The organism is Vibrio sp. B183, assembly GCF_000740665.1.
GTDB classification, from domain to species: domain Bacteria; phylum Pseudomonadota; class Gammaproteobacteria; order Enterobacterales; family Vibrionaceae; genus Vibrio; species Vibrio coralliilyticus.
Genome location: NZ_JPQB01000016.1, coordinates 171,502 through 195,297, shown reverse-complemented (window position 1 = coordinate 195,297; position 23,796 = coordinate 171,502). Strand labels below are relative to the sequence as shown.

Annotated in this window: 23 protein-coding genes; 6 read left to right on the top strand and 17 right to left on the bottom strand. The window is 42.1% G+C overall.

Annotated elements, in window-relative coordinates:
- The first annotated feature begins 92 nt into the window (after positions 1-92).
- The 3 genes from IX95_RS19195 (at position 93) to IX95_RS19185 (ending at position 3,285) form a co-directional block, all read left to right on the top strand.
- Positions 93-1,523: a sodium-dependent transporter gene (locus IX95_RS19195; protein ID WP_029236244.1), complete on the top strand. Its 1,431-nt coding sequence runs from the start codon at positions 93-95 to the stop codon at positions 1,521-1,523.
- Positions 1,524-1,645: 122 nt separating this feature from the next.
- Positions 1,646-2,341, top strand: coding sequence for a TIGR01621 family pseudouridine synthase (locus IX95_RS19190; protein WP_038163191.1), 696 nt, complete (start codon positions 1,646-1,648; stop codon positions 2,339-2,341).
- Positions 2,342-2,352: 11 nt separating this feature from the next.
- On the top strand, positions 2,353-3,285 hold the full coding sequence (locus tag IX95_RS19185) for a class I SAM-dependent methyltransferase (protein WP_038163222.1): 933 nt from the start codon (positions 2,353-2,355) through the stop codon (positions 3,283-3,285).
- A 272-nt stretch (positions 3,286-3,557) separates the two neighbouring features.
- Here IX95_RS19185 and IX95_RS19180 read toward each other — a convergent pair whose 3' ends face one another.
- The 5 genes from IX95_RS19180 to IX95_RS19160 form a co-directional block, all read right to left on the bottom strand.
- Positions 3,558-4,163, bottom strand: a complete 606-nt coding sequence (locus tag IX95_RS19180; protein WP_019277062.1) for a CDP-alcohol phosphatidyltransferase family protein — start codon at positions 4,161-4,163, stop codon at positions 3,558-3,560.
- On the bottom strand, positions 4,156-4,803 hold the full coding sequence (locus tag IX95_RS19175; RefSeq protein WP_006962744.1) for an ATP-binding cassette domain-containing protein: 648 nt from the start codon (positions 4,801-4,803) through the stop codon (positions 4,156-4,158). The genes IX95_RS19180 and IX95_RS19175 overlap by 8 nt, the downstream gene beginning before the upstream one ends.
- A complete protein-coding gene (locus IX95_RS19170; protein WP_038163189.1) occupies positions 4,769-6,466 on the bottom strand; it encodes an ABC transporter permease in 1,698 nt (565 codons plus the stop codon). The genes IX95_RS19175 and IX95_RS19170 overlap by 35 nt, the downstream gene beginning before the upstream one ends.
- Before the next feature lie 27 nt (positions 6,467-6,493).
- Complete coding sequence (locus tag IX95_RS19165; RefSeq protein WP_038163187.1) at positions 6,494-7,636, bottom strand: ABC transporter substrate-binding protein; 1,143 nt, start codon at positions 7,634-7,636, stop codon at positions 6,494-6,496.
- Between the two features lie 203 nt (positions 7,637-7,839).
- Complete coding sequence (locus IX95_RS19160; protein ID WP_038163185.1) at positions 7,840-8,286, bottom strand: META domain-containing protein; 447 nt, start codon at positions 8,284-8,286, stop codon at positions 7,840-7,842.
- Between the two features lie 213 nt (positions 8,287-8,499).
- Between IX95_RS19160 and IX95_RS19155 the strand changes: the two genes are divergently transcribed.
- The gene (locus IX95_RS19155) at positions 8,500-8,748 is read left to right on the top strand and encodes a DUF1289 domain-containing protein (RefSeq protein ID WP_038163183.1); all 249 of its coding nucleotides are present in this window, start codon (positions 8,500-8,502) and stop codon (positions 8,746-8,748) included.
- Between the two features lie 62 nt (positions 8,749-8,810).
- Here IX95_RS19155 and IX95_RS19150 read toward each other — a convergent pair whose 3' ends face one another.
- The 9 genes from IX95_RS19150 to IX95_RS19110 form a co-directional block, all read right to left on the bottom strand.
- A complete protein-coding gene (locus IX95_RS19150) occupies positions 8,811-9,032 on the bottom strand; it encodes a hypothetical protein (protein WP_038163181.1) in 222 nt (73 codons plus the stop codon).
- Between the two features lie 339 nt (positions 9,033-9,371).
- Complete coding sequence (locus IX95_RS19145) at positions 9,372-9,764, bottom strand: GspS/AspS pilotin family protein (protein ID WP_006962738.1); 393 nt, start codon at positions 9,762-9,764, stop codon at positions 9,372-9,374.
- Positions 9,765-9,771: 7 nt separating this feature from the next.
- The gene (locus tag IX95_RS19140) at positions 9,772-10,068 is read right to left on the bottom strand and encodes a YciI family protein (RefSeq protein ID WP_006962737.1); all 297 of its coding nucleotides are present in this window, start codon (positions 10,066-10,068) and stop codon (positions 9,772-9,774) included.
- 113 nt (positions 10,069-10,181) lie between these two features.
- Entirely contained in the window at positions 10,182-10,580 is a 399-nt protein-coding gene (gene yciA, locus IX95_RS19135) for an acyl-CoA thioester hydrolase YciA (RefSeq protein WP_006962736.1), read from the bottom strand.
- A gap of 92 nt (positions 10,581-10,672) precedes the next feature.
- Positions 10,673-11,224 (bottom strand): septation protein A, encoded by a 552-nt coding sequence (locus tag IX95_RS19130; protein ID WP_038163178.1) that lies wholly within the window; start codon positions 11,222-11,224, stop codon positions 10,673-10,675.
- 125 nt (positions 11,225-11,349) lie between these two features.
- Positions 11,350-11,592 carry a hypothetical protein gene (locus tag IX95_RS19125; RefSeq protein ID WP_006962734.1) on the bottom strand — a complete coding sequence of 81 codons (243 nt, stop codon included), beginning with the start codon at positions 11,590-11,592 and terminating at the stop codon, positions 11,350-11,352.
- 291 nt (positions 11,593-11,883) lie between these two features.
- Positions 11,884-14,397: a response regulator gene (locus IX95_RS19120; protein ID WP_038163175.1), complete on the bottom strand. Its 2,514-nt coding sequence runs from the start codon at positions 14,395-14,397 to the stop codon at positions 11,884-11,886.
- 484 nt (positions 14,398-14,881) lie between these two features.
- Positions 14,882-17,407 (bottom strand): hybrid sensor histidine kinase/response regulator, encoded by a 2,526-nt coding sequence (locus IX95_RS19115; RefSeq protein ID WP_038163173.1) that lies wholly within the window; start codon positions 17,405-17,407, stop codon positions 14,882-14,884.
- The gene (locus IX95_RS19110; RefSeq protein ID WP_038163170.1) at positions 17,400-18,581 is read right to left on the bottom strand and encodes an acyl-homoserine-lactone synthase; all 1,182 of its coding nucleotides are present in this window, start codon (positions 18,579-18,581) and stop codon (positions 17,400-17,402) included. Before IX95_RS19110 ends, IX95_RS19115 begins: the two co-directional genes overlap by 8 nt.
- 705 nt (positions 18,582-19,286) lie before the next feature.
- Here IX95_RS19110 and ihfA point away from each other — a divergent pair.
- Positions 19,287-19,583 carry an integration host factor subunit alpha gene (gene ihfA / locus IX95_RS19105; protein WP_006962729.1) on the top strand — a complete coding sequence of 99 codons (297 nt, stop codon included), beginning with the start codon at positions 19,287-19,289 and terminating at the stop codon, positions 19,581-19,583.
- 117 nt (positions 19,584-19,700) lie between these two features.
- On the opposite strand, the gene IX95_RS19100 is transcribed toward ihfA, so the two are convergent.
- Complete coding sequence (locus IX95_RS19100; protein ID WP_038163167.1) at positions 19,701-20,021, bottom strand: HI1450 family dsDNA-mimic protein; 321 nt, start codon at positions 20,019-20,021, stop codon at positions 19,701-19,703.
- Positions 20,022-20,023: 2 nt separating this feature from the next.
- Positions 20,024-20,590 carry an elongation factor P-like protein YeiP gene (yeiP, locus tag IX95_RS19095; RefSeq protein WP_006962727.1) on the bottom strand — a complete coding sequence of 189 codons (567 nt, stop codon included), beginning with the start codon at positions 20,588-20,590 and terminating at the stop codon, positions 20,024-20,026.
- A 136-nt stretch (positions 20,591-20,726) separates the two neighbouring features.
- Between yeiP and IX95_RS19090 the strand changes: the two genes are divergently transcribed.
- Positions 20,727-21,494: a nucleotidyltransferase domain-containing protein gene (locus IX95_RS19090; protein ID WP_038163165.1), complete on the top strand. Its 768-nt coding sequence runs from the start codon at positions 20,727-20,729 to the stop codon at positions 21,492-21,494.
- A gap of 76 nt (positions 21,495-21,570) precedes the next feature.
- On the opposite strand, the gene IX95_RS19085 is transcribed toward IX95_RS19090, so the two are convergent.
- A complete protein-coding gene (locus IX95_RS19085; RefSeq protein WP_038163163.1) occupies positions 21,571-23,421 on the bottom strand; it encodes a leukocidin family pore-forming toxin in 1,851 nt (616 codons plus the stop codon).
- Between the last annotated feature and the right edge of the window lie 375 nt (positions 23,422-23,796).

Below are 23,796 nucleotides of genomic sequence, written 5' to 3'. Positions count from 1 at the left end.
GAATTCTAATAAGTGTAAATCTTTTTATACACTCAACTTTTCGACGCCTAACGTAGCAAACACAACTGATAAAATTTTTTAATGGAGTAATCGTGGCTACTAGTACAAGTGCACAGCCCCGTGATACGTGGGGGTCTAAATTAGGCTTCGTAATGGCCGCAGCAGGTTCTGCTGTAGGTTTGGGCAACATATGGAAGTTTCCATACACAGCAGGTGAGAGCGGTGGCGGTGCGTTCGTTGCTATCTACCTGATTTTTGTAATTTTTATCGGCTTTAGCGTTATGCTGACAGAATTCGCTATTGGTCGTAAGACAGGTCTATCTGCAGTAGGCGCGTTTAAGTCTACTGATCGTCGTTGGACATTTACCGGCGTTATCGGTGTTGTCAGTGGTTTGCTTATCATGGGTTTCTACCCAGTAGTAGGCGGTTGGGCACTGGCATACATCTTTAAAGTAGGTGGCGGTCTGCTCAGCACGCCAGAAGCTATCGGTGATAGTTTTGGTGGCTTTATCTCTGACCCAGTACAGCCACTGATGTGGATGGGTATTTACCTGATGTTTAACATCGTTATCGTAATGAAAGGTATTTCTGGCGGTATCGAAAAAGCAGGTAAGATTCTGATGCCACTATTATTCCTTATCCTGATCGTTGTATCAGTAAAAGGTCTAATGCTTCCAGGTGCGATGGCGGGTCTAGAGTTCCTGTTCATGCCAGACTTCTCCAAAGTTGATAGCAACGTAGTGCTAGCAGCGCTAGGTCAGGCGTTCTTCTCTCTAAGTCTTGGTATGGGTTGTATGATGACGTACGGTTCTTACCTGAAGAAGAAAGAGAACTTAGTTCAGACTACTGGTATGGTAACGGCTATGGATACAGGTGTTGCTATCTTGGCAGGTGTTGCAATGTTCCCAGCTATGTTCGCATTCGGTATGGAGCCGGCAGCAGGTCCTGGTCTGGTGTTTGTTGTTGTGCCTCAGCTATTCGCTGAAATGGGCGGCGTTATTGGTCTTCTGTTCGCACTACTGTTCTTCATTGGTCTAACAGTAGCGGCACTGACATCTTCGGTATCATTGCTTGAAGTTGTAGTTTCTTACCTAATCGATGAGAAAGGTATGAAGCGCCCAACAGCGGTAATCGCAGCAAGCTCAGTAATGGCGGCACTATGTGTGTTTGCGTCTTTATCTCTGGGTGGCGTTGGTCCAACTCTGTTTGGTACTGGTGCATTTGATATCTTCGACCTACTGACTGATAAGATCTTCCTAGCAGTTGGCGGTATGTTGGTATGTATCTTTGCGGGCTGGCGTCTAAGCCGTGCTGACCTTGAGAAAGAAATCACTAACGACGGTGAAGTCTCTTTCCCACTGTTTGGCCTATGGTACAACCTAGTGAAATACGTAATCCCTGTTGCTATCGCAATCGTTGCTTTCATGGGCATCAAGTCCGGCTTCGATAGCGGCAAAGGTGAAATCATGCTACTGGGTATCGGAATCATTGCGTTTGCAGGTGTTCTTTCTAAGAAATTGTAACGCTGAATCCAGATAACAACGTAAACGGGGAGCCTACATGGCTCCCCGTTTTTATTTGCTTATCTACTTATGGAATTAGATCGCATAACAGGTATACTCATCCGTCCAAAGTGGAGCCCTCTATGTTTGATATCGTTTTTTCTCATTCAGACTTTGTCGTCATTAATAAACACCCCAATGTTTCAGTTCATAAAGATGATGGCGAAACCATGTTGCTACATGAAGTGGCATTAGTTACTGGAGACGAGCAACTCTACCTTGTGCATCGATTGGATAAGATGACTTCTGGGCTTCTTTTGCTTGCGCGCAACGCTGCGGCCGCAAGTGAGTTATCGACGCAATTTGCTCAACGTCGTGTGGAAAAATTCTATTTGGCGATTGGTAGTAAGAAGCCGAAGAAGAAACAAGGGCTTGTTAGTGGTGATATGGAGCGCTCGCGTCGCTCTGCATGGAAATTGACCAACTCTCATTCAAATCCTGCGATCACGCAATTTCTTTCAACTGGCGCGGAACCGGGTGAGCGTTTGTTCTTGTGCAAACCCCATACAGGTAAAACGCATCAAATCAGGGTAGCACTAAAGTCGGTCGGTTCACCTATCGTCGGAGATGCGATTTATGCCCCTGCCAGTAAATCAGACCGAGGTTATCTCCATGCATTTGCGCTTGAGATTGAGTTTCATGGAAAAGCATTCCAGTTTGTCTGCGACCCGAGAGAAAATGCTCTGCTTGGTGAGAAATGGCGGCAGGAAAATGTCAGCCAAGGCATTAATACTTGGTTAAAACCTTGGGAGCTCTCATGGCCGAAAATCAAAAAATAACAGGAACTAGTATGCAGGTTGAACAACTTCCTACATTCTTCGCTCACATTTCGGAGCAGTTATCGAGTACTTCCAACGAAGTCAGGCGTGTATTTCACGGTCGAGGCCGCGTATACCAAGGTTTAGAGCAGATCACTTGTGACTGGGTCGATTGCCAGTTGCTGATCAATATATTCAAGAGTGTTGACGATGAGTTTCTTGAACAGCTCAAACAGGGACTGCATCAGCTGTCTAAGACTGTGCTATGGCAGGAGAAAGGCGTCAAATGTGTGGTTATCCAACATAGATACAGCGAAGGTGCACCATCGGAAGTGATCATCGGTGAACTGAACACTAAACCTGTTGTGGTTGAGTCAGGGTTGAAGTACCAACTCGATATTGGTCGCAACCAGAACTTTGGTTTGTTTCTCGATATGCGCCTAGGCCGAGAGTGGGTTCAGCAGCATACTAAACATAAAAATGTTCTTAACTTATTTGCTTATACCTGTGGATTTTCAGTTGCGGCTATCGATGGTGGGGCTGATCAAGTAGTTAACGTAGATATGGCAAGAGCGTCATTGTCGAAAGGGCGAGATAACCATAGGTTGAATGAGCACAACCTAAATCAAGTGAAGTTTCTGGCTTACGATATATTCAAGTCATGGGGAAAAATAAAAAGATCCGGACCATATGATCTAGTCGTCATCGATCCACCTTCATTTCAAAAAGGCAGCTTTGCGCTAACCAAAGACTACAAGAGAATTCTGCGTCGTTTGCCTGAGTTACTCACTGATAAGGGCGAAGTGCTTGCTTGTGTGAACTCTCCTCAGGTCAGTAGCGATTTCCTAATTGAAAGCATGAAGGAAGAAGCGCCAGAGCTTAGCTTTGTGCAACGGTTAGATAATCCGCCTGAATTTGCTGATGTTGATAGTGAAGCTGCGCTTAAAGTGATGCTGTTCCGCTAATTTTATTGAGATCTTTGTAAATCCGTCTTGACCTCAACTTAACTTGAGCTTCTATGCTGAAGTCAGAATCACTTCAGTTGGGAGAACGGATATGCAGAATGATTACATCAAGGAATTATCAAAGAAAACATTTCAAGAAGGGCCAGTACTAGAATATCAATCTATGCCGAAACGTCAGTTTCATGTTCCGAGTTTCTTCTCCGGATTGTTGGTCGCAGTGATAATCAATTTTGTCTTTTAAAAAAGGTCGCATTGAGCGACCTTTTTTATGTCTATTTCAGAGTGTGGAAACCTGAATAGATGCGAGTAAAGGTCGTGAACCAGCAGGCTGTGCCAAACAGGTATGCAATGATGGCAAAGTGCTGCGGGAAAAGACAAAACGCAATGAAACACGCTATGGTTTCAGTGCCTTCAGTCAGCCCACTCATATAGTAAAGGGATTTGTTTTTATAAATAGGATTCTCAATTCCACGTTTCCCTGCCATGACGGCAAAAGCAAGAAAGCTGCAGCCAGTACCAATGAATGAGAAAATGAGAAAGGCGCCCGCAACTGCGTTTTGCTCTGGATTAGCAACCACAAAGCCAAATGGGATCAGAGAATAAAACAGGAAGTCGAGGCTGATATCGAGAAATCCACCTGCATCTGTGATGCCCTGACGCCGAGCTAACGCGCCATCCAAACCATCAAATACTCGGTTAATAACGATGAACACAAGTGCCAGCTCGTATTGCTCAAAGTACAGAGCAGGAAACGCCAGACACCCAAGAAGAAAACCACTTAGCGTCGTTTGGTTTGCGGTCACACCGAGTTTATCTAATCCGGCGGCTGTAATAGCCAAAGGGGAGCGAATGACTTTGATACTGAACCGATCAAGCATGATGAGTCTCCCATGGCCAACTTAATACCCGTCCATTCTCAGGAACATCATCCCTGTCATGCGTGACCATCAGAGTAGGAATATTGGCTTCTGCCAGTTGAGCGATGACCCAGTCACGAAACTGTGTTCTAAGTTCTTTATCCAGTTTGCTAAATGGTTCATCTAACAGCGCCAGTTTAGGCTTAGCTAACAGCATTCTGAGCAAGCTGACACGAGCACGTTGGCCGCCGGAGATCTGGTCAGGAAATGAATCTGCGAGTTGTGATAGCTCAACCTTGTTCAATGCGACCATGGCTTGGTGGCGTCTTTCATCGCCTTTGATTGAGTTAGGAAGGGCAAAAGCGAGGTTCTGCCACACGTTTAGGTGTGGAAATAGCAAATCATCCTGAAACAGAATTCCAACTTGTCGCTGATGAGGTTCAAGTTCAGCCAAGTTAATGCCATTTAGTAGCACGCGCCCGGAATGGACAAACTCGCTACTCATATGTCCTGCAATCAAGCTTAACAAGGTTGATTTTCCGCATCCACTGGGGCCCATTAGACAAACAACTTCCTGTGCTGAAACGGATATATTCAAATCAGAAAAGAGGGCTTCACCGCTGGTTTTATGGATGGCGAGGCTTTCTAGAGACAGCGTCATGCGTAAGGGCATCCTTGTTCGAATCAGGTTGTCGCAATGCGAATCTGCCAATAAGGATGGCAGAGACAAAGAAAACAAATGGCAAGATGGCTTGCCAAATTGCGTAGATGGCAGTAACGCGTCGATCGAAGCCACTCGAAAGAGCGACGGCTTCCGTGGTCACGGTTGCAATCCTGCCTCCACCAAGCATTAGTGTCGGTAGATATTGCGCTAAGCTTACACTGGCCCCGACAGCCCAAGCGTACAAGATGGCCGGTAGCAGCAACTTAACCTTAATATGAAAAAAGACAAAGAGAGGCGTTTTACCAAGGCTCAATGCTGCTCGAGTATAGTTGTTGTCATAGCTTCGCCATGGGCCATCCAGTGCTAAATACACAAATGGGAAAGCAAAGAATACGTGTGACCAGATGACCCAGATGTAATAGGCATCACCAGACAAGTAGAGCGTGGTTATCTGGATACCAAATAAGATAGAAAGCTGCGGGATAAGCATGGGTAAAGCAATGATATAACCCGGCAAGTGTAAGCGAAAACGGATACGACTTTCCTGAGCCACTACGCCCAATAGCAAAGCAAAACAAGCGGTAACGGCGGCAATGATCAAACTTTGGTTAATCGTCGGCAATATATTGAGCCACTCATTGTTCCAAAAACGGTCACTATATCGGGTAGGGAGAAGGTCCGGAAAGCGCCATCGATGAGCGAAGCTCCAGATCAACATCAGTGGAAACATAATGCCGGCTAAAATGGCCGAAAAGGTAAATAACGTTTTCCCAGGAAGGCTAAACCCTCTTCGGCCTGAGTATTGCCACTGACCAAAATGGCCGACGAGAAGATTTTCGACCAGTACGATTAAGACTAAAAGTAAACTGGCTAACACAAACAGCATAACCGCGCCTGATGCCGCACGAGGGATAAGTGATAAGTCAGGGTCGTTGAACCACTGCCATACTAATACGGCTAAAGTAGGTGGATTAGTTGGGCCCAAGATCAAACTCAAATCGACCACTGAAACGCCATAAGCCATCACGGCAAACAAGGCGAAGCGCATTCTTACTAACCAAAGAGGGAAGACCGCCTTCCACCACATTTGTGCGGGTGAATACCCCAGAGAACTGCTGACTTGATACAGTTTGTCAATTTTAATCTGCTGCAAAACAGGAATGCTCATGAGCAGCAAAAATGGCACTTCTTTAAATGAAAGTGTCATGGCTAACCCCAGCGCATAAGGGTCATGCACTAACCAAGTTGCTTCATGTGTGTCTACGTCAATACCTAAGGTTTGAGCCAACATACGTGCAACCATACCTGTAGGAGCGAACAGAAAAGCAAATCCAATCGCGAAAGCGACGTGAGGCATTGCTAGCAAGGGTGAAAGCAGTGCTTCAACTTTTCGCCAATGGCGGTCTAACCAAAGGCTTTGAAGAATCGCAAAGCAGATTAAACAAGAAAGATAAGTACTGGTTATGGAGCTGAATAAAGTGAGACCAATGGAGTGCTCAATCCCCGGCCATTCGAAAAACTGCTGATAGCTGCTGAGTGAGAAATCGAACAGGCCGACAGGGGGAACGTAGCCAAATGATGAGAGCAATACACCAACTAATCCGGGGATTGTTGGTGCAATGCAAAGCAAAATTAATACTATGTACGCAGCTCTTAACATCTGGCTCTCGTAACCTAATGATTGTTCTTAATTACCGTAGCGTTTTTGCCATTCTGTTTCCAGAGCAGCCTGCCAGCTAGGATGTGGTTCGGCAACGGATTTAAACAAGGTCGTTTTTTTTGCACTTCCTGTCAGGTATTGATTTTCAAGTACAGATGGGTCGCCCCAGATAGACAAATCGCCTTTACGTGATTGTGCTTCAGGGCTCAAAAGGAAGTTAATGGCGACTAATGCACCTTCTGTCGCGTTCGCATTCCATGGAATCGCAAGGAAATGAATGTTCGACAAAGCGCCACCATCCATTGCGTAAACAGTGGTACTTTCAGCCAGATTACCGTTCGCTTGTGCTGAATAAACGGAGTTTGGATTAAATGTGATGGCTAAATCCAATTGCCCATCGTCAAGCAATTGCACTGTTTCAGCAGAGCTCGCCGGGAATTGTTTGCCTTGGCGCCATGCGACTTTGTGAAATTCGTCTAGGTATTTCCACAAAGGTGCAGTGACGGCATTGAAATCCACCTGTTCAACGGGTTTGGCTAAAGACGGATCATTAGCGGTCAGTTCAATTAATACGGCTTTAAGAAAGCTGGTGCCGTGGAATGCCGGTGGGCGAGGGTAGCTTAATTTGTTCGGAAATGCTTTGGCATAACTGAGCATTTCTGTATACGACGCTGGGGGATTGTTGAGCGTCATTTTATCGTGAATGAATACCAACTGACCTACCCCCCAAGGTGCTTCTAATCCTTCGGTAGGCTCTGAGAAATCACTACCAACGGGTAAGGACTTATCGACTTGTTGCCAACTCGGTAAACGTTCGACGAAAGGACCGAAAAGCAATTGGTTGTTCTTCATTGATTTGAAGTTCTCACCATTGATCCAAACCATATCGACACTGCCGCCAGTGTTCTTTCCAGCCGCTTTCTCTGCAATCAAGCGTGTTGTGGTTTCGGCGATATCAGTAACTTTGACATGTTTTAGTGTCACGCCATATTGTGATTGCAACTGTTTATCTGCCCAGCGCAGATAGTTGTTGATTTCTTGGCTGCCACCCCAAGCATGGAAGTATACGGTTTGTCCTTTTGCTTTCTCTGTTACTTGCTGCCAATTGTCTTGTGCTGTTACTCCAACAGACAGAAGTAAAGTGGAGATGAGAGTGATCAGCCTTTTCATGGTTGTCCTTACCCTTTGAATGAATCTATAAGTTTTGTGATAGACCGTGCTATCCATGTTTTTCATTCATTATGACTGAAAAAATTTAATTTTTTTATGTATTTGAAGGAATTGTATGCGGGTTGTATGAGATTTGTTCTCTTTTTCTACGGGCAACAAAAAAGCAGTCATAATTGACTGCTTTGGTTTCTAGTTGTGGGTGATTAGTTTTTCCAATCACTTAGCTTGAAAGTCAGAGTATGAAGGTCATTTTTTAGTACCATACCTTCGTTGGTCAGGGACATGTCGCTCCATTCAGCGAGTGTTTTCGAGAATGACTGCTCTAAATCCATCGCGTCACCCATACACATCTTCATCGTCATGCCCATTTTCTCAATACGGAACTGATTATCTTTGAGCTCAGCCTGACCGAAGAAGTTGTTACAACCTGCGTTACCGTTGGCCATCATGTTCTCGCCCAATTCAAGGCGTGGTCGTTTTTGGTGACCTCCCGCTTTTACTTCTTTTCCATCAATACTAACCAGTTCCCAGTTATGATGCTGAAGATCTTTAACTGTTATTTGCTTCACATCGCCTCCATTGCTCGCGCAAGCCGTCATTACAAACGGTAGGGTGACAGCTGCAAGTAATGTTTTTGGACTAAACTTCATAGTAATGAACTCCGAAATATAGAAACGTTAATCGACACTTTGTCGACTTTAATGGCACAAAGTATAGGTTATAAAACACTGTTTTTGTCAGGTTAAGGTCATAGTTTGTTTACAGTCACATAATGAAAGTTATTGAATTTTATTTAATTATAGATGCAATAAAGTAGTGATGGGTGCTTAACGCGTAGCTGAGAAAACTATGAAGAGGCACAGATGGAGCAGCTAGAATTTTTTGTCGTCCCGAGCCCATGTGTAGGTGTATGCACAGTAGATGAAAAAGGCTACTGTAAGGGCTGTATGCGTAAGCGTGAAGAACGCTTTAATTGGCTGACTTTTACCCCTGCCGAGCAATTGCACATTATTAAACTTTGTCGGCAGCGTTATCGCCGAAAAATGCTAGGCTCTAGAATAGAGCAGCAAGTGGAATCCGATCCGAAAAATCCTCAGCAAGATCTCTTTTAACATGCTCAATAAACAGAAAAGCGAGAAGTGTTCCCTCTCGCTTATAGTCCTAATCCTACGGGTTACTTTAATCCCCACTTGTCACTTACCCACCCCCCAACATGATCATCAAAATGATTGCCGCTAAAGCGATAATTCTTTTCTGCATTCGGCTCTGACTCAGATTTGGAGTCTAATAGTTGTTGGATATAGTTGGCCATGGGATCACCGCAGCTCAGCCGCTCTTGCCGGGTGGCAACTTCTTTTATTAATTGCAGACGGTAGGAATTGCTTGCGCGCTTCATTGGGTGATCCTCCTTGGTTATGACACTAATATGAAAAGTTAGAAGGCGATTGGATAAGCGTCAATGCAAGATCACAGTTTTAAAGATTATATATCTTTTATTTGTTGGATAAATGGCCGGCTTTAGGTGAATTATTTTGATAATCGATAGGCACTTAGCGGTTTTTATCCATCTTATGATTCAATATCGGTGTCATAAAAACTTCATTTATTCGTGCTATGTCCATTATGCAACTAGAGTGTTATCAAGTTGATGGGCTAGATTACGTGAGCAGATGTTTCAATGAATTAGACCCCGCATTGCGAGGTCTAAGGAGTCGTTACCCTGCTGAAGGGAAGGTTACGGTTTAGCTTGGCAGGTTTGTTGAGTCACTATTTCGTCAACCATTAATTGACCGCGGCTGTTACGCATCTTCAATCGATAGCTCAACCCGACATCCAAATTGTTTTTGGTATCGGGATTCGTACAGTAACTGTTGATGCTGTGGCGAAGCACTTGCTGGATGGGTTTAGCGCCTCTGGCATCTTGATTGTATACCATCATGATTTCTATCATGGTGCCTTTCGCAGTGGCTCTCATGATAGAAAGCGGGCCAGCTTCCATTGGCAGTTCAGAAGCCAGCAGGCTGGCTCGGTTGCTTGCGAGCAGCTCCAGTTCTCTTTGCTTGTCTCCTTCTGGTGACGCACACCCTGCCAAAAGAACGGCAGAAAGGACACCTAAGGCAATCTTCATTCTCATCTTAAAATACTTTCTTGAAAGGTTTGACGATCACTTTCTCGTAGACACCTGCTTCGATATACGGATCCGCATCAGCCCAGTTTTGAGCTTGTTCAAGAGAATCAAACTCAGCAATAACGGTAGATCCTGTAAAACCCGCTTCGCCAGGATTGTCCGAATCAATAGCTGGCATTGGGCCTGCGGTAAGCAGTCGGCCTTCGTTTTGAAGTGTTTGAAGGCGCTCTAGATGAGCAGGGCGCGCACTTAAACGCTTTTCTAGTGAGTTTTCAACGTCTTGAGAGAAAATTACATACCACATGTATTGATGTCCTTATAATGAATAAGCGACAGCGAAGCCGCTTATTGTGTGATTAGCCTAACTCTACAGAATGTAATAGCTTTTTAAAGACTTTCTGACAGCAAAGTGTGAGATTAGTTTTGTTTGATTGGGCGAGGTTTCCCCTCAGTGTCGATGGCTACATAGTTGAACGTCGCATCACACACCATGAAGCGATCTTCTATCCCATGCTCTTTGACAGGTTTTACCCAAACTTCAAGATCAATACTCATCGATGTGCGGCCAATCTTGGTACATTCACCGTAGCAGCAGACAACATCGCCAACCTTAACTGGCTTTTTGAACGTAATACTTGAAACAGACACAGTGACAATCCGTCCACCCGATATTTCTTTTGCCAGAATGCCACCTGCTAAATCGAGCTGTGACATGATCCAGCCACCAAATATATCACCATTTGCATTGGTGTCTGCAGGCATGGCAAGGGTGCGTAAAAGCATTTGTCCACGAGGGGAAGTGATTTCATTACTCATTTTGACGTCCATAAAACTAAACAGCGGCCAATCCGGCCGCTGTAATACCCCAATGGGGAAAAATTAGTGTGGATTATATCAAAAATGCTTGGTTAGTCACCAGAGTCGGCTTCGGGCTTGTCTTTTGGCAGATGTTTGTAGATGTAGATACCGGTCAGCAAGGTAAAACCAAATGTTGCTGCAAGTAGACCAAAGACTTTGAAATTGACCCACACATCAAGTGGTAGCTCAAAAGCCACGTACACATTGAGTCCTGCACAGATAGAAAAGAATACAACCCACGCCCAAGTGACCTTCGCCCATACTGGATCGGGTAGGCTAATCTCTTTGCCAAGCATGCCTTTTATGGCGGATTTGCCAATGGCGTGGCTGACGGCAAGGCCGATTGCGAAGACCATATATACGATGGTAACTTTCCACTTAATGAAATTGTCATCGTGTAGGAATATGGTTAGACCACCAAAAAAAGCCACCATCAAGAAGGTGACAAGCTGCATTTTTTCAACTTTTTTGTAGAGGGCGTAGGTAACGATTATTTGAATTGTTGTCGCTACGATGAGAGCGCCTGTAGCCACGTAGATGTCGTGCATTTTATACAGGACAAAAAAGATAATCAGTGGAATAAAATCAATCAGTTGTTTCATTGTAAAGCTTGTAGATTGCGAAGTTGCCTTCAGTGTAACCAAATCTGAACAATTCACAAAGGCTTAAGCAGTACTCGCTTTAACAGTTCAAGGCCAGCAATATATTGCTGGCCTTGAACTGTAGGCTAAGAGTGCATTTCGAGGCGTCGAATCAAGGGTTTGATGTCTTCTAAGTAGCCTTCGTTTTTCAGGTTGGTGACGGCAACTTCGAGTTCTTCATTAGTCATGGCAAAACAGCTGGATTTGCCGGTCATGTAATTGAGATAATCATGGTACTCGTGTTCGGTAAAATGACCTATGCGATCGACTAATAAGCTCTTAATGCCATGATGGATAAGGCGATAATAAGTATGACGATGAATTTCCATAAGCTGCCTCTCTTATCTATGCCAGCCTGACAACATTCTCAGGCTGAGAAAGTAGCGAAGACAAAACATCGCCACTTTTTCATTCATAGTTCTCTAGAAGCATAATGAATGCCATAACCAACTTGAATGAGGTTGTAGCCAACTTTCGTCATGTATATTAAACAGTTAGTGAATCAAATCTCGGTGTCAAATTTCAAACACAAGTATAACGTCATAAAGAAAGATAACCGTTTTATTTATTCACGACTGAGCGATACGCAAATTGCGAGTCGTTTTGAAACTACGAAAATGTTATGGCATCGTGGCAGGCAAAGCCGATATCAGTATCTGATTGAGCGCTTGTTTTGATGTCGGTTTGGATAAACGCCCATCCATAAGTTTGCTGATTCTTCTTAGTTCTTTTTCTCCCGATTCACCTGATAGAGCAATGATTGGGAGAGATGGGTGTGAACGCTTGATTAGAGTAGCTGCCTCAAATCCATCCATTACCGGCATTTGTATATCCATAAAGACGAGATCAATTGGGTTATTCTGAACCATCTCAACTGCGATTTTTCCGTTATTTGCCAGTAGGACGTTGTAACCCAGCTGTTCAAGGTAAAGCTTAGCGAGTGAAAGCTGAACTCGTTTGTCGTCTACGACAAGGATTAGAGGTTTATCTGGGTTAGTTGTTGGTGTTAATTCTGAAGTAGGGGGGAGTGTTGGCAAAGTACCTACATTGCCTGAGGTCACAACCGATTCATTGATTTGACAATCTTCCACTTTATCTGAAGTAACAGGAAAATTCAGATAGAACGTTGTATATTCACCAATTTTCGAGTCGCATCGAATAGAGCCGCCAAAGGCTTTCATTACTCTCTTACAGTATCCCAACCCTAGACCACTGCCGCCACTCTTATTGTGGCTGAAAAAATCGTCGAATATACGTGCTAGATAGGTTTGAGGAATTCCTGGACCTGTATCTGTAAACATTACAGTGTTTCTATTTTGCCCTTTTTCAGTGCGAATAGTGATAATGCTCTCTGGGTAAGATTCAAAATAATAAACAGCGTTGCGTAGTAGGTTAAACATGACAAAGTTGAACAGAGTGTTGTTAATCTCTACGATGAAATCGTCTCTTGTCTCGAGCATTACCCTGCTTCTTAGCGAATCATCGTCAAACCCGTATTGATTAACCGCTGAGGTCACAGCTGAAGTAATGGAACAAGCAGTCGCTGGTTCTTGATCGAGAGATGTGTTGTCAATTTCCCTTAAAATAATATCGATGAGTTGTTTGCCTCTAGCTATCGCTTGTTTACCACTACCAACATGGGGCGCGAGATCTTGATAGGATTGCCTTCCATCTATTTTTTGCGCGAGATTTTCGAACTCCAACTGAACTTGGGTTAGAGGGTTACGCATTTCATGAGCTATAGAGTTCGCTAATGCCTGTGATTGGCGTACTTTTTGTTCGTACGTGATATGAAGTTGAACTTTTTGAAGCACACGCTCCAGCGCTGATAGTTCTTCATAGGAAAAATAAGCTCCTTCGGATTTCGAGCTCGAAACGAGAACATGGGACAGATCTTTATTATTATCGTAAATTGGTAAGACAAGAGCTGATTGAGTCTCTTTCATATTGCGATGTACGAGATTGAGTGTAGTATCGCTGGTTTGTGCAATTCTTTCCTCAACTTCATCTATCACCAACGGAGTGCTTTGTTTCTCGAAGTAATGCTGATAGACGTTCGCACCTTGATAGTTGTCTAAGAGACGGAGTTTCCCTTTAGGAACTCCGAGATATTTAGCGAGTTTTACCATGGCTTGGGTTGGTGATTTGTGAAAGTCCTCTTCGAGGAGAGCTATTTTGGCTACTGGAGATAGTGATTCACCATAGAACAATTTACAGCTTGTTAGTTGAATCGTTTTATAAACCTTTGGCCAAGATACTCCGATTATTAGAGCAACTAATGCAAGTTCCGAGATACTTGTGTTTTCAAATGAATAGAATGAGGAGATAAAGCCCGCATAGGCAAATGCGGTTATCGTAAAACTTGTCATAATGTAGCTAATGTATCTAGGGCTATAAAATCTAGAGGTTAGTATTGCGTAGCCCATGAACAGAACTTCTCGGACAGATAATGTTGGAGGTAGCCAAGTTAGTGAGAAATCGTCAAAGAACAAAGTGAATCCGAGCTGTATAATCACGGTTGAAAGCATGAATATTGTCATTCCCCAAATCATGTAAATTACACGAGTTCTTCGAATTAGATTGGGATTGTTCTTTAAAGATATTAAGTTCACTAGCGTGAGTGTGACTAAAATAGCAAGCCCCAAAAAAAATGGTTTAGTGTATGGGCCGAAATCTAGCTCAAAGTCGCTTGGGCCTATAATGCTTATTCCACGCACAGTTAATCCGGGTATCAAATTGCATGATACGGCGAATATTATTGTGATTACAACAACAGCACTTTGCCAATGTCCAATAGATTTTTGAGCGTAAAAGTTATGTAGTTTTGCCGAAAATAAATACGCAGAAACAAATGCAACGAGGGTGGCTAAGTTAGCGATGATTGCCACGTTTACTGCAGCACTATTACCAAATGCTTTAAGAAGATCTGTATGAAAATAACTGTTACTGATAATCCATACAAATAACCCCGCCATGTAAAGAATGTAATAGTAATAAAGCCGCATACCATCTTTTCCATAGCGTTTGATTATCGCTGAGCAAAAGTATACAGCCCATATCAATAAAGACAGCGCTGCGCCAATCAGTACCATAGCTTTAGGGTATGAAACCTGATCTAACATATAGCTGAACATAATGTTCCGATTTTACCAATTTCTGACGTCGTTTTATTAAATTAAATATCGTATTTTATAATCACCCTAGTTCGCTATTTATAGTGTTCCATTCAAACCTTTTATTTATTAAGCCATATATAGTTCGATGAATTATGTCTGGTCGCGATATCTTTTTGGGTATTGTGTGTTATAAATTTATAATTATCTTCTTTTCTCTAAAGTCTTTTTATTGATTGAATTGATATTTACATAAGCTGTTACTTTGGGTTTGAAAATTGAAGCAATATTGTTTACCCGATAAAAATATTTTTGCAACCTGTTTTTATTCGTGTTCAGATCTAGTCCCATTTTTAATCGAAAAGTATTTACTAATTTTATTCCTTGTTGTTTTAGATTGATTCAATACTGCATCATAACTTTAAATTTGATTAATGAGCCGATTTAAACTTAGAGCGGTAAAAAACTAGCTCTTGCTACCGCTCTCGCTTAATGGGCGTCTTTCTTAATGCGTAGTTACAGGTAAAGAAGAAGTAAGCATTTGGTTTAAAGCCTGCTTAGTGGTAGGTTTAGAAAGTCGTCCATCCATCAATTCACTTATCAGATTAAGTTCACGCTCTCCTGATTCACCAGACAGAGCAATTATTGGTATGGTTGGATAGGAACGTTTTATTATGCTTGCTGCTTCAAAACCATTCATAACAGGCATCTGTATATCCATAAAAACAAGGTCAATTGGGTTACTATGGATTATTTCTATTGCCACTTTTCCATTGTTTGCCAAAACAACATCATAACCTAGTTGTTCTAGATATAGCTTAACAAGCGAGCGTTGAATCTCTTTATCATCAACAACTAGGATTAAGTGATTATCAGATTTATCAATACTGTGAGTTAAGCTACTTATAAAACTATTTTTATCCTCTACCAGTTCTTCGTGTAAATAAGGAGAACAGCCTTGAACGGACTTTACTGGTGGCGCAATCGATATTGATGGGAACGATAGATGGAACTCGGTATAATAGCCTAGCTGAGAGTAGCAGCGTATCGAACCTCCAAACGCTCTCATAACACGCTGGCAATATCCTAATCCTAGCCCACTACCACCACTCTTGTTGTGGCTAAAGAAGTCATCAAATATACGTTTGGTTAAATGTTCTGGAATGCCGGGGCCTGTATCTCTGACAATAACATAATTTTCATATTTACCCGCAATGGTTCGTACTTCAATAGTACTGTCTGGGTAAGAGTCAAAATAGTAAATGGCATTACGCATTAAGTTAAACAAAACGAAGTTAAACAAGGTGTCATTTATTTTCACTACAAAATCTTGGTCGATATTGAGAATAACGCGTTTCTTAATCTTATCATCTTCAAAGCCATATCGCTCTACTGCTGTACGTATAACAGGTTGTATTGAAGTCGATATCGCAGGCTCCTGTTCCAAAGAAGAATCACTTACTTCTCTTAATATAATATCTATAAGTTGTTTTCCCCGCTCAATCGCATTTTTACCATCCAATACATGCCTATTAAGTTCATCACGCGAGGTACCATTACCTAATTTGAGTGCAAGGTTTTCAAACTGAAACTGAACTTGAGCAAGTGGATTTCTCATTTCGTGAGCAATGGAATTTGCTAATGCTTGAGATTGTCTTACCTTTCTGTCGGCATTGATGTATCCCTGTACTTTTTTTAGTACAGACTGTAAGGCTTGGATCTCTTCACTGAAGAATAAGCGGCCATCACTTTTCTTACGTGCAACTAACAGATGCGACATATTGTTTGTATGATCGTATATAGGAAGAACCATAGCAACATTGTCTGCACTCATTTTCTTATATAGTTTTGATAGAGAATGAGCGACGTTTTTACTAGGGACAGGCAAAGATTCTTCAATTTCTTCATAGATTAGAACACTTCCAGCTCCTTTCAAGTGAGACGTATAAAGTGTTTCATCTTGAATGTTTGACAATAGCTGTAAGGAAGTTTCATTTACCCCCAAAATTGCTGCCACTTTTCTCAACGCTTGATTGGTCGAAACCTGAAATTCATTTTCTAATTGATAGAGCTTATCTTGTGGTGAATATTCATCATTAAACACAATTCTGCTCGCTAATCGGCTACACGAACCTATTAGTGGTTTCCAACTGATTCCCGTAATAGTTATAAACAGTAACCCAACTAAAACTATGTTCTCTGTTTCAAGTACACGAATAACAAATAGTGTAGGGAACAAGAGCACAGTAACAGCTAGGGTAATTGCTGACAGTCGATGTATTATATGTCGGCTACTATAGAAGCGAGATGTAATCAGTGCATACCCCATTAATAACATTTCCGTGATGGAAAGTGCTGGCGGTAGCCATGCTAAAGAAAAGTCCTCAAATAACATTGGAACGACAACATGAATCGCAAGCGTGGATAGCATGAAAACACCTATACCGAATAGCATATATAGCGATTTGAGCTGCTGGAGTGGCTTTGCGTTACGTGCGTATCGAATTACGTTTTTAAACGACAGCAATATTAATACCATAACGGTCAGGAAGAAATAATTGGTTCCCTCACCAAAATGAATGTTAAACATTCCCACATTATCAATCGTAATACCACGTATCATGGAATGATTACCGATATTAGCTAAGAGTACGATTGCAGAAACAGTACATAAAAAGGCTATTTCTCTCCAAGATCCCTCGCCTTCTTTCTTCGCGAGCATTAAACACACTAAGTATGCATTAGCAAATGCAAGATAAGATGTGACATTTGCAAACAAAGCCATCCCTATAGCAACGTTACTCCCCCAGCTAACTAAATACGGAGAGTAGAAAAAAGCGTTGCTTAAAGTCCAACCTAAAATTGATAGGGAATAGCATAAATAAGGTAATTTTATCTTTCTTAGCTGGACGCTGTTACTGCGATTAGCGGTTTTTGCAAAGTAAATACTCCAAGTAAGAACAATTGAAGCAACAACAAAAAGCAGCAGAAATGCTGGGTGGATCTGGATATTTGTAAGCAAATCAGGCATCGCTTTTTTCCAAAGTCATGATTTTTTGCCTAGCCATAGACTTATATCGCTTAAAGTCGATATATGAATATTGACGGTTAAATTCTTTTACAAGCCACATGCCTCTATAGGTTGGACACTCGCCTTGATTAATGCCGAAGCTACCGCAGTGAACGTATGCGTTACCTTCTAGCTGGGCGTAAAAGTTTAACAGCCACGGGTTATTAATAATTGTATAAGCACAACCATAGTCAGATTGGGCCAATTGCTTTGCCATTTGTTTCTGAGCCAAATAGAGAAGATAGAGTTGCTGAATTTGATTACCGCATACAGTTAACCTAAGTATCTCACATCGCTTGTATGAAGAGTTAGCTTTTGCCATACAATCTGAATCAAACTGCTCTAGAGTTGGTAGATTGTTAGAAAGCCCGTTAAAAACTCCCGTTTTGTTCAAGCTATCAACTGCTTCTTTCGAGATAAGCAGTGACCATCTTTCATGCTGAAAAAAGGGATTAAAGCTAAGCCAACGATGTTTGTGCTGCCAGTCTGTGATCATGGCTGATGAACATAGGCAAGGATACTTGTTTTCACCTGACTTATGAAACATAACGAAATGTTGACCAGATGAAGAATGTTCCATAAGAAAAAGGAGCTCGTACCACTTTTGCTTGATGACAAATAATTCGATATTTGAAAGCAAGATGGCATCACTTAATCGATAGAGGCCGTCATCAAATGGGACAGAAACGATTTGAGGATCTTCTGATATTTCTTCGATCAGGTCACTGTAATACTCAATGTCACTATAACTTAACTTAGGAGTATCTGTGAGAGCACTCAATTGTTTAGATCTCAATTTATGGCGTTCTACTTGTGCCCATAGCAACGGTAAAGATTCAAAGTGTTTTAATGCAACTTGTTCTAAAAAAAACTTTAGCTCCTCAGTCAGATCTCCAGTAACTGGTTTTTTCCTTGTAAAGGAAGCGTATTCATCAGTTCCTAATAGTGTATTTAGATCTTTAAGTTTCAAGTCTGAACGTACTTGTAGTACTTGGAACTTTCTTTTGCTAATGAGTGCCCCGAGTATTTCTGCATGTTGTGGTGTATCTGCAATTTTGTGTAAAAGCTCTTTAGATTGAGCTCTAGATAGCATGTCTTCCTGTAAAAAAGAAGACAGCATTTCTATAATATTCATGTTCTGATTGCCAACAATAGTTTAGATTATTTATTTATTTTTTTGTCAATATTTAAATACTAACTTCCATATTCTAAACATTTATTAGCTTGGAGAATAAATGCGCAGTTCACGTTATTAATATAAATGTTTGTCAATTGATTGTGTCTTGCTCGGTGTGTACAAGTAATGGTGCATTGAACTGTAAAAACTCCTATTAGATGCTGGTGTGAATATTTCATTTGTGAACGTTTTTAATGACTTTACATTCAGCTAGTTAGAGAAAACTAAAAACCAAAGTGTTGTTTTATTATTCTTCTATTCTTTACAGTGAGCATATAAAGCTATGCTGCAGTGTTATTTGATAAGAATCCATATGCACAAAAGCATATCTAACAGACTGAATTCGCTATCATGTTAAGCGTAAGAAAATTTTTTGCCAATAAATTCAGACTCTAATACTGATGGTTCTGATTTTTATGAATTAATTATCTGAAAAATAAAGATTTTTTGAACTAACAGCTTAGTCGGCATGTTTGTTTTAGGTCATATATCTATTTGTTTTTAATGATTAATTTGCCTTCAATTAATAAAAAAGTTGGCGAAAATCAGAAGGTTGGCATACACTTTCCCAAGTAAAGCCGATATGTTGTTGATTGGCTGGGCAAAATGCTTTGGCGCTGCCAATTCGGCAGCATTGTTTAACACAGCTTTGAGGAAAGTTTTATGGCGCTCACAAAGGCCGATTTGGCTGAAAACCTGTTTGAGAAGCTCGGATATAGTAAACGGGATGCCAAGGAAACGGTTGAGGCGTTTTTCGAAGAAATTCGTAAGGCACTAGAGAGTGGCGAACAGGTAAAACTGTCTGGATTTGGTAACTTTGATCTTCGAGAAAAAAACGAACGTCCAGGTCGAAACCCAAAGACGGGTGAAGACATTCCAATCAGTGCTCGTCGCGTTGTCACCTTCCGCCCGGGGCAGAAACTAAAAGCCCGTGTAGAAAATGCCAAGGTAGAAGGCTAACAAGCACGCGTTTGTCAGTTGAAACCGATAGAATTCTAGAAGACGAATTTGTCTATAATTCGTCTTCTAGTTATTTCTAAAAAATACCGAAGTTAAAAGCTTGGTTTTTTTTGTTGTTTAGTCTCGCTTCCACAGAACGTGGCAGAACTTATGTTCTGGATCTCGGCTTACCAGTAGGCGGGCGAACACTTCATCCAAGACATCATTCTCTTCGTTGACTAGACCAATGCGGACTTCGGCGTAGGTTTCTTTGTCAACTTCAAAACCTACATGACCAGCCCAATCATCGCCAGTTTCAACCAGCTCAGCAGCACCACGGTCGTCAAATTGAGCGGTGAATATAATAACGTCTGCGGCTTCAAGATTATCTGGAGCCATCTCTAGAAAGATGTCATAGGCCGTTTCAATGGCGTCATCATAGGAGAACAGTTCGGACATAATTACGCTCGGCTCATGTATTTACGTTCAGTGGTATTGATAACAATACGGTCACCTGTTGCAATGTACTCAGGAACTTGAACTGTCAAGCCTGTCGCGAAACGTGCAGGTTTTGTGCGCGCCGAAGCTGAAGCACCTTTTATTGATGGATCAGTTTCTTCGATTACAAGCTCAACAGAAGCTGGAAGCTCTAGTCCTACTGCATTGCCATCCACGACAATCACATGTAAGCCTTGAATTTCTTCTGTAACAAACTGTAGTTCGTCTTCAATTTCTTCTTTCTTGAAGGTGTATTGAGTGTAATCTTCGTTATCCATGAAAATGTACTCGTCACCATCCACGTAAGAGAAAGCAACAGCACGTTTAAACATATCTACCGTTTCAACTACGTCGTCTGATTTAAAGCGCTCATCGACACGTCCACCTGTCGCAAGATCAGTACAACGAAGTTTGTAGATTTTTGCGCCGCCGCGTCCACCCGGAGTGGTGACTTCGATATCTTTAATCAGAAGTGTTTTGCCACTAGATTCGATAGCAAAACCTTTTTTAAGCTCACTTGCCCTTGGCATAAAAGTGTTTCCTTAGTGTGAGATGGAATTGTCGTATTATATACATAGTGTTCAAGGGAAGGAATATCTTGATTCGTGTCTGCGTGTGGGCGAACATTAAAGAATCGAAAGCCTAAAAATTATTGTTATCAACTAAATGCATCTTTCTGTTATTGACCCTAAGCAACCTTTTCAGGAAAGGTATCAGCCTGCCATTAACGATCTTATCGCTTTTCTAAAGGGAGGGTTGGGTGACAATCTACACAGTGTCTATCTGTACGGCAGTGTCGCTCGTAAGAGGGCAAAGCCTAATCGTTCTAACTTAGACGTATTGGTTGTTACGCATGACAGCTTTAGTGATGTCAGAACCACCTTGTTCAACTCTATTAAATGGCGTTTTCAGAAGTCCTATCCATTCTTAACAGATGTGTCGCTAAAGAATACGCTTGTGAAAGAGGTGGCGAGCTTGGACAGCATTTTTTCTTGGGGATTTCAGCTTCGTCATTGCTCGGTGTGTATTTACGGTGAAGACCTTTCTGAGTGTTTTGGTGACTATGAGCCAAGCTGGGAAATCGCTAAGCATTGGAATATGGATGTTGAAGATTGGGTAGCAGTGTACCGCAATCGTATTGCACGCTCTGCGACGCCAGAGGAACAGTCAAAAGCACAGATAATTATTGCCAAGAAGCTGCTGCGTGCGAGCTATTCGCTAGTGATGTACAAAGATAAAAATTGGTTTGATGACCCTATTGAATGCGGGCAGAACTTTCTTCGCTACTATCCTGATAAACAGGTTGAAATTGAACGGTTAGGAATTTTGCTCACAGGACGAGTGATAGCAAAACGGTCGGTTGTTGGCATTCTTGATGGTTTCGGTGAGTGGCTAGCTAAGCAGTATAAGAAAACCGAATTTAAGATAGGCTAAGATATTGATTATGCGGCAATAAAAACTCAACTGTCTATTATTGCCGCTCAATGACTCGCTTTAGGTATGCGGCTGATTACTTATACGAGTTGGTTTCTACCGTAGAAGCATCAAAAACATTGACATATCGTGTGTACATCTTGGTGCTAAGGCTAGCCTCCGATTGCGTACTGGCAGTCATACTTAGTTTCTCAGTCTGTTTATCGTGTGTCAGATAATGGTCGAGGTGAGCACTTTTTAAGTTATCTTGGTTAGCCTTTTCTTCCCAACTCCATTTTTGGGTGAGGCTTAAGTTGCATGATTGAGCTTGAGTTAGATCAGTACTGTCTAAGCAGTATTTTGTATTGTATGAACTAATGTAATGACCATCTTGACTGTAGATGAAAGCTTGTTGGTTATCGTATTCATCACACTCTTTAGCGGATATCTGCTGTTGAGTATCGATAGCCAGACATTTGTTCTTGAATCCGCCAAGTTGCAGATTCACTGGTCTGCCACCAGTGAACACAGGGTGGTCCCAATCAATTACAAAATTAATGTTCTTATTGACGCTATTGACTTGGTGATCGTCGTCTTTAGCGTAGTAAGTTCGTACTCCGAAGAACGGCGTCACGTTCGTCATATACCTAAATCCAGTGATGTCGACAGTGGAGTCAATATTAAATTTGGTGTTGCCCGTTGCATCAGGGGCTGCAGAGTATATGGCTTCCATTTTTGGTAGGAAGCTTGCGTGCCCCATTTTGTTAATACGACTTTCATCTACAGGCAGTGTGATCCCTGCCGTATAGCCATGAATTGTGGTGACCATAACTGATTCCGCGGTTGGGTATTGCTCCCTTGCCCACTCGAAACCTACATGCTGAGGGCCATTTGAATGGCGATCGACTCGATAGTCATTAGTTTCAAAGGATAGCCATTTTGATTCTGTCCAGTTTGCCGAAGCTTCAAGTTTGCCTTTTGCGCCGTCACTACTTGCCTCACCTCCCGCGACCACACCGAATGAAAAGGTTGAAATCTCACGGTTAGTGTAGTTCTTGTTTAAATTGCTTTTAGGCACGGTACGCAGGATACGAGCTTTTTCATTTGAAGCATTGAAATTGAAGTCATAGCTTTGCGCGAGAGCTGTGGTCACCATCTCATGCTCGTCGCCGCCTTCAGGCCATGGTATACCGCGTGTATGAAGCAGAATGTTATCGAAGTTTTGGTTCAGTTGAATACCTGCACCGGTCGTTGAATCGTCAATTGCAATTCTCACTATTTTGGCATCAGGCGTTGCGCTTCCTTGGGTTCCAAATGGCAATGAACGTTGCAGCGTCACCTGATAAATTAAAGAAATATGGGCATTGTCACACATGCCTGTACTTTTAACGGGGCCTTGGTAAGTATTCCAGGTAGGATTGCATGCTGCATCACTGATGGTACGTTTCGCCTCGATATAGAAAGCGACCCTAGGTATGCTGTTGTCCACCTCTGCAAGAGGGGAGATGCTTTTCTTTACTCGGCGTGATTTAGGTTTGTATTCAAGACGTTTAAGGTTGGTGTCATCAGAGCTCTCTAACTGACTAAACAGGAGTTTACCTTTGTGCTCACTAATGATTACCATATCTCCGAGAGTCAATAATCCCAAGCTTCTACGGAGTTTGGCTCGAGCAATGTTTTTTTCAGTCTCATGTTCTATGTTACTAAAGTCGATCAAATAGCGTTTATTCTCCACCAACACCTGAGTTTTTACTTGGGATAATGTTGGTGGTGTGCTGTTTCCGTTGACGATATTTTCAGCATTGATGTAATTCACCGCACTTGAATCTTGTAAGGCACTGAGAATATTAATGGCTGATCCAGCAGGCTCGTCAAATTCTGATGCCCAAATGTTGGCACTCAAAACGCTTGATACGGCTATTAGAAGCAGGTTGAACTTTCTTTTCATACTATCTCTCTTGTTATTTGATGACATAAACCTGAACGCTGGCAGTCTGGACACCAATCAAGTTGCTAACGGGAATAGTCAAGATTTGTGTGATTCGCTAGGTTTGGTCAAAATAAAGAATTAAGCAGCACCGAATGTTCAAATGGTGGCTGCATGTCGTTAATAGTACGAATGGGGTTAAAAATGAGTTAAAAATCGCAAGCAAAGATGCATGTTATATGATCAAATATTTGATTCTGAACGAGTGTCTCGCACCGTTGGCGGTTAACTCATAGGTGAGCGCATCACTACTTGCAGTACGAACGATAGAGCGAACATCGATACGTAAAAATGGAGTGTACTCATCTGGAATAACAGCGTCCGTCAATATAGTTT

What these genes read in the sequence shown, in the direction of transcription:
- IX95_RS19190 (WP_038163191.1), top strand. Translation starts at nt 1,646, where the DNA reads ATGTTTGATATCGTTTTTTCTCATTCAGACTTTGTCGTCATTAATAAA.
- IX95_RS19185 (WP_038163222.1), top strand. Translation starts at nt 2,353, where the DNA reads ATGCAGGTTGAACAACTTCCTACATTCTTCGCTCACATTTCGGAGCAG.
- IX95_RS19180 (WP_019277062.1), bottom strand. Translation starts at nt 4,163, where the DNA reads ATGCTTGATCGGTTCAGTATCAAAGTCATTCGCTCCCCTTTGGCTATT.
- IX95_RS19175 (WP_006962744.1), bottom strand. Translation starts at nt 4,803, where the DNA reads ATGACGCTGTCTCTAGAAAGCCTCGCCATCCATAAAACCAGCGGTGAA.
- IX95_RS19170 (WP_038163189.1), bottom strand. Translation starts at nt 6,466, where the DNA reads ATGTTAAGAGCTGCGTACATAGTATTAATTTTGCTTTGCATTGCACCA.
- IX95_RS19165 (WP_038163187.1), bottom strand. Translation starts at nt 7,636, where the DNA reads ATGAAAAGGCTGATCACTCTCATCTCCACTTTACTTCTGTCTGTTGGA.
- IX95_RS19160 (WP_038163185.1), bottom strand. Translation starts at nt 8,286, where the DNA reads ATGAAGTTTAGTCCAAAAACATTACTTGCAGCTGTCACCCTACCGTTT.
- IX95_RS19155 (WP_038163183.1), top strand. Translation starts at nt 8,500, where the DNA reads ATGGAGCAGCTAGAATTTTTTGTCGTCCCGAGCCCATGTGTAGGTGTA.
- IX95_RS19150 (WP_038163181.1), bottom strand. Translation starts at nt 9,032, where the DNA reads ATGAAGCGCGCAAGCAATTCCTACCGTCTGCAATTAATAAAAGAAGTT.
- IX95_RS19145 (WP_006962738.1), bottom strand. Translation starts at nt 9,764, where the DNA reads ATGAAGATTGCCTTAGGTGTCCTTTCTGCCGTTCTTTTGGCAGGGTGT.
- IX95_RS19140 (WP_006962737.1), bottom strand. Translation starts at nt 10,068, where the DNA reads ATGTGGTATGTAATTTTCTCTCAAGACGTTGAAAACTCACTAGAAAAG.
- yciA (WP_006962736.1), bottom strand. Translation starts at nt 10,580, where the DNA reads ATGAGTAATGAAATCACTTCCCCTCGTGGACAAATGCTTTTACGCACC.
- IX95_RS19130 (WP_038163178.1), bottom strand. Translation starts at nt 11,224, where the DNA reads ATGAAACAACTGATTGATTTTATTCCACTGATTATCTTTTTTGTCCTG.
- IX95_RS19125 (WP_006962734.1), bottom strand. Translation starts at nt 11,592, where the DNA reads ATGGAAATTCATCGTCATACTTATTATCGCCTTATCCATCATGGCATT.
- IX95_RS19120 (WP_038163175.1), bottom strand. Translation starts at nt 14,397, where the DNA reads ATGTTCAGCTATATGTTAGATCAGGTTTCATACCCTAAAGCTATGGTA.
- IX95_RS19115 (WP_038163173.1), bottom strand. Translation starts at nt 17,407, where the DNA reads ATGCCTGATTTGCTTACAAATATCCAGATCCACCCAGCATTTCTGCTG.
- IX95_RS19110 (WP_038163170.1), bottom strand. Translation starts at nt 18,581, where the DNA reads ATGAATATTATAGAAATGCTGTCTTCTTTTTTACAGGAAGACATGCTA.
- ihfA (WP_006962729.1), top strand. Translation starts at nt 19,287, where the DNA reads ATGGCGCTCACAAAGGCCGATTTGGCTGAAAACCTGTTTGAGAAGCTC.
- IX95_RS19100 (WP_038163167.1), bottom strand. Translation starts at nt 20,021, where the DNA reads ATGTCCGAACTGTTCTCCTATGATGACGCCATTGAAACGGCCTATGAC.
- yeiP (WP_006962727.1), bottom strand. Translation starts at nt 20,590, where the DNA reads ATGCCAAGGGCAAGTGAGCTTAAAAAAGGTTTTGCTATCGAATCTAGT.
- IX95_RS19090 (WP_038163165.1), top strand. Translation starts at nt 20,727, where the DNA reads ATGCATCTTTCTGTTATTGACCCTAAGCAACCTTTTCAGGAAAGGTAT.
- IX95_RS19085 (WP_038163163.1), bottom strand. Translation starts at nt 23,421, where the DNA reads ATGAAAAGAAAGTTCAACCTGCTTCTAATAGCCGTATCAAGCGTTTTG.